Here is a 4,978-nt window from a genome sequence, read left to right on the forward strand (position 1 = left end):
CGATAATCCTCGCCGCAAGGACGCTAGGAGCGCGTCGCGTGTCTCGCGGGGATCGATCAGCTCATCAAAACCCATGTGTTCCGCGGAACGGTAGGACGCCTGCAACTCTGCGTCGCGCAGTTTGGCGGTGAGGTCCTCGCCGGCGTGCGATGCCTTGCTCAACGCCGCCGCGCTCATCGCACCCATGGTGGCGCCGGGGTAGGCGAAGGTCGCGCCTTGGCTGTCAAAACTCAACAGCGACATGACCATTGAGCCGAATCCGTACGCCTTACGCAATGTCACATGCAGCTTCACCGTGCTGGCCGCAGTCTGCGCGGCGAACATGCGGGCACCTGCGCGCAGCACGCCGCTGCGCTCAGACCGGCTCCCGGGCAGCATCCCCGGGTTGTCGGCAAGGAAGACGATCGGCAGGTGAAACGAGTCGGCCACCATGATGAAATGCGCGGCCTTGTCCGCGGCGTCGGCGTCGATGGAGCCGGCCAGTACCTTCGGTTGGTTGGCCACCACCGCGACCGGATGGCCACCTAGGTGGGCGAGTGCGCAAATGATCGCCTTGCCGAACCGCGGCTGGACCTCGAACCAGTCCGGCTGGTCGAAGATCACGTCGAGCACGGAGCGCATGTCATAGACGCGGCGGTTGTCGCGCGAGACGATCTCGATCAGTTCCGGGGTCGGCCGCGGCTGCGTCGCCTCGTCGTCGGGTAGCGGCGACGGGTATGACCATGCGCTAGAAGGGAAGTAAGACAGGTAGCGACGGATATCGTCGAGCACCGTCTCATCGTCCTCGCCGACGTTATGGATCACTCCGCTGGCCAACGCCACCCCGGGTCCGCCGAGGTCTTCTTTCGAGATGTCTTCGCCGGTCGACTCTTTGACGACGGGAGGCCCGGCGGTGAAGATGGCGCCCTGCTCGCTCATGATGCGGAAGTCGCACACTGGCGCCACCAACGCGCCGTGCCCGGCTGACGGACCCAACACGGCGCCGACGGTCGGGACCCGGCCCGAGCATTGCGCCTGTGCGAGTAGGTCGGTCGGGGAGCGCCCATAGTGGCCGCCACCCGGACGGAACCCCGCACCTTCGAGCAGCATCACCAACGGAATCTTGTCCCGTAGCGCAAGCTCGGCAATGCGGTAGCGCTTGGAGTTTCCGCCGGGCCCGATGCTGCCGGCCAACGTGGTGAAGTCTTCGGCACCGAGCATCACAGGTGAGCCATTGATCGACCCGGACCCGACGACGATGCCATCGGCAGCTGTCTCGCCGCCGACCAACGTGCCGATTTCGCGAAACGTCCCCGGATCGAGAAGGTAGTCGATACGCGCCCGTGCATCGAGTTTGCCCTTGCCGTGGTGCTTGGCCAATCGTTCCGGACCGCCCATCGCCAGGGTGCGCTGGCGGCGATCCTCGAGGTCGTCGAGGGTCTCCTGCCAGTCGGGGGGCTTCGTCATTGGCACGTCCTCACTCGTCGGCCGCCACCTACTGAAGTGCTTACTGTAGCGTCTGCGAGAGCTGCACGGCCAGCGGGCGGCGGTGCCGCAGCGTTCTCGCTACCTCTGCGGCAGCCGACATTGACCCTACCGAATTGCTTACTGTAGCTTCACGAGTATGACGCTTGAGCGCTCCACGCAAGCGTGCGGCCTCAAGGTCGACGGCGGCGTCTTCACCGACCTCGCTCGTGTGCCCGAACTGGCGGGTGAACTCGAGCAACAGGGCTACGACGCGTGCTGGACGGGCGAGATCAACCATGATCCGTTTCTGCCGCTGCTGCTGGCCGCCGAACACACCTCGCGACTCGAGTTGGGCACCAGCATTGCGGTGGCATTCGCGCGTAACCCGATGACAGTCGCCAACGTCGGCTGGGATCTGCAGGCCTACTCGCAGGGCCGCTTCATTCTGGGCCTGGGTACCCAGATCAAGCCGCACATCGAGAAACGATTCAGCATGCCGTGGAGCCATCCGGTGGCCCGCATGCGCGAGTTCGTGCTTGCGCTACAGGCGATCTGGTCGGCGTGGAAGGACGGCACCCGGCTGCGGTTCGAGGGTGAGTTCTATACGCACAAGCTGATGACGCCGATGTTCACTCCTGAGCCGCAGCCCTACGACGCGCCCAAGATCTTCATCGCCGCGGTGGGCGAAGCGATGACCGACATGTGCGGCGAAGTCGCCGATGGGCTTCTGGCCCATGCCTTTACGACACGGAGGTATCTGCACGAGGTTACTCTGCCCGCGGTGCGGGCTGGGCTCGAGCGCTCCGGTCGCGACCGCAGCGCGTTCCAGGTCGCCTGCCCGGTGTTCGTGGTGACCGGCGCCGACGACGCCGAACTGAACGCCGGCGCAGCCGGTGTCCGCAAACAGATCGCTTTCTACGGCTCGACACCGGCGTACCGCAAAGTCCTCGAACTGCACGGCTGGGGCAACGTGGCGTCCGAACTGCACGCCTTGTCGCAGCAGGGGGAATGGGACGCGATGGCGACGCTGATCGACGACGAGATTCTCGATGCGTTCGCCGTTGTCGCGACGACGGACAAACTCGCTGCCGCGCTCAAAGACCGCTGCGACGGCGTCATCGACCGCGTGATGCCGGCGCTTCCCCACTCCCTGTCCAAAGACACCGTCACAGCGTTATTGCACGAGCTGCGTCAATGAGGAGCCGCCGATGAGCACGCCGACGATGGATGATGCCGCCAAGGTCCTTGCCGACCCGCAGGCTTACGCCGACGAAACGAAGTTGCATGCCGCACTGACCCACCTGCGGGCCAACGCTCCGGTCTCCCGGGTCGAGGTGCCGAATTACCGTCCGTTCTGGGCGATCACCAAGCACGCGGACGTCTTGGACATCGAGCGCAACAACGCGTTGTTCACCAACTGGCCGCGCCCGGTCCTGACGACGACGGAAGGCGACGAGCTGCAAGCCGCCGCCGGGGTGCGCACGCTGATCCATCTCGATGATCCACAACACCGGGTGGTGCGGGCGATCGGCGCGGATTGGTTTCGGCCCAAAGCGATGCGGGCGCTGAAGGTTCGGGTTGACGAGCTTGCCAAGAACTACGTCGACAAGATGATGGCAGTCGGCCCTGAGTGCGATTTCGTCCAAGAGGTCGCGGTGAATTACCCGCTGTACGTGATCATGTCGCTGCTGGGGATACCCGAGTCGGACTTCCCGCGAATGCTCAAGCTCACCCAGGAGCTGTTCGGCAGCGACGACAGCGAGTTCAGGCGCGGCAGCAGCAATGAGGATCAATTACCGGCCCTGCTCGACATGTTCGGTTACTTCAATGGCGTCACCGCATCGCGCCGCGAACACCCGACCGAAGATCTGGCATCCGCTATCGCCAACGCCCGCATCGATGGCGAGCCGTTGTCGGACATCGAGACGGTGTCGTACTACCTGATTGTCGCGACCGCCGGCCACGACACCACCAGCGCGACCATCTCCGGGGGACTGCGTGGTCTGATCGAGAACCCCGATCAACTGGACCGGCTACGCAACGATCTCGACCTGATGCCACTGGCGACCGAGGAGATGATCCGATGGGTCACGCCGGTCAAGGAATTCATGCGCACCGCCTCCGAAGACACCACGGTGCGCGGAGTACCGATCGCCGCCGGAGAGTCACTGCTGCTGTCCTACGTATCGGCGAATCGCGATGAAGAGGTCTTCGCCGATCCGTTCCGCTTCGACGTCGGTCGCGACCCCAACAAGCATCTGGCTTTCGGATACGGCGTGCATTTCTGTCTGGGGGCGGCGCTGGCCCGCATGGAGGTCAGCAGCTTCTTCTCCGAGCTGATACCGAGGCTGAAATCAATTGAACTGACTGGTGATCCCGAATCCGTGGCGACTACGTTCGTCGGCGGGCTCAAGCACCTGCCGGTCCGTTATTTGCTGCGCTGATTAGGGCGCCTCGTCGTCCCGCAGAAGCTTCTCGGGGTGATGGAACGTGTTGATCCGCGGCTGCCCCCAGTCGAGATGCGGCGGTGGGATCCACTCTGTGTCGCCGCGCGCGTTTTTTCGGGTGGTCCAGCCTTGGTCGGCGAGTTTGTGGTTGGGGCCGCAGCCAAACGTCAGGTCGTTGACATCGGTGACGGGGTTGGTGGCGTAGCGGTTGCAGTGGTGGACTTCGCAGAGATAGCCGGGCACGGTGCAGCCGGGGAAGGAGCAGCCACGATCCTTGGCGTGCAGCATAATTCGCTGGGCTGGTGAGGCTAAGCGTCGGGTGTGGTACAGCGCCAGCGCTTTGCCCTTGTCGAAGATCGCCAGGTAGTGGTGGGCATGGGAGCCCAGCCGGATCACATCAGACATCGGCAGCAGGGTGCCGCCGCCGGTCAACGCCTTGCCAGCGCCGGCTTCGAGTTCTTGCAGAGTGGTGGTGACGATGATAGAGGCCGGCAATCCGTTGTGTTGGCCGAGGTCGCCGGAGGTCAGCAGGGCGCGGCCGGCCGCGACGAGGGCGTCGTGGTTGCGCTGGCTCACGCTGCGGGTGTCGCCCTGGATGGCGGCCTGTGACGGGGTGCCGCTGACGCACGGCTCGATATCGTCTGGGTTGCACATGCCGGGCGCGGCCAACTTCGCGAAGACCGCGTCAATGGTAGCCCTCGCCTCGGGTGTCAGATAGCCGCTGACCGGGCTCATGCCGTCGATGTCCTGCTTACCGATGCTCAGGCCGCGGCGCCTGGCTCGATCCACGTCGGTGAAGTCGCCGTCGGGGTTGAGGCAGTCGGTGAGCTTGTCGGCCAGTTTGGCCAACTCGTCGGGGCGGTGCTCGCCACCGAGGTGGGCGAGTTGCGCCTCGGCTTTGGCGCGGGTCTCGATATCGACGAAGTCGGGCAGCCGGTGGACGAACCCGCGGATGACCGCGACATGGCCGGCGCCGAGTTCGCCGTTGCGTTGCGCCGCGGCGGTGGCCGGTAACGCCGGCGGCAACGGCTCACCGTTCAACGCGCGCCGCTCGCCGAGGTCGGCGGCGTCGTGCACACGTCGGG

Annotated in this window: 4 protein-coding genes; 2 read left to right on the plus strand and 2 right to left on the minus strand. The window is 65.0% G+C overall.

What is annotated here, in order from left to right; genetic code table 11:
• A partial coding sequence (locus tag VN856_RS28545; protein ID WP_325695599.1) for an acyl-CoA carboxylase subunit beta occupies positions 1 to 1,446 on the minus strand: 1,446 nt, incomplete at its 3' end.
• Positions 1,447 to 1,603: 157 nt separating this feature from the next.
• On the opposite strand from VN856_RS28545, the gene VN856_RS28550 reads away from it, so the two are divergent.
• Positions 1,604 to 2,644: an LLM class F420-dependent oxidoreductase gene (locus tag VN856_RS28550; protein ID WP_325695601.1), complete on the plus strand. Its 1,041-nt coding sequence runs from the start codon at positions 1,604 to 1,606 to the stop codon at positions 2,642 to 2,644.
• Between the two features lie 25 nt (positions 2,645 to 2,669).
• Complete coding sequence (locus VN856_RS28555; protein WP_325695606.1) at positions 2,670 to 3,890, plus strand: cytochrome P450; 1,221 nt, start codon at positions 2,670 to 2,672, stop codon at positions 3,888 to 3,890.
• Here VN856_RS28555 and VN856_RS28560 read toward each other — a convergent pair.
• On the minus strand, positions 3,891 to 4,978 hold a 1,088-nt coding region (locus VN856_RS28560; protein WP_325695604.1), incomplete at its 5' end, for an HNH endonuclease signature motif containing protein. It lies immediately after the preceding gene.

This window comes from Mycobacterium sp., assembly GCF_035603715.1.
Lineage (GTDB): Bacteria > Actinomycetota > Actinomycetes > Mycobacteriales > Mycobacteriaceae > Mycobacterium.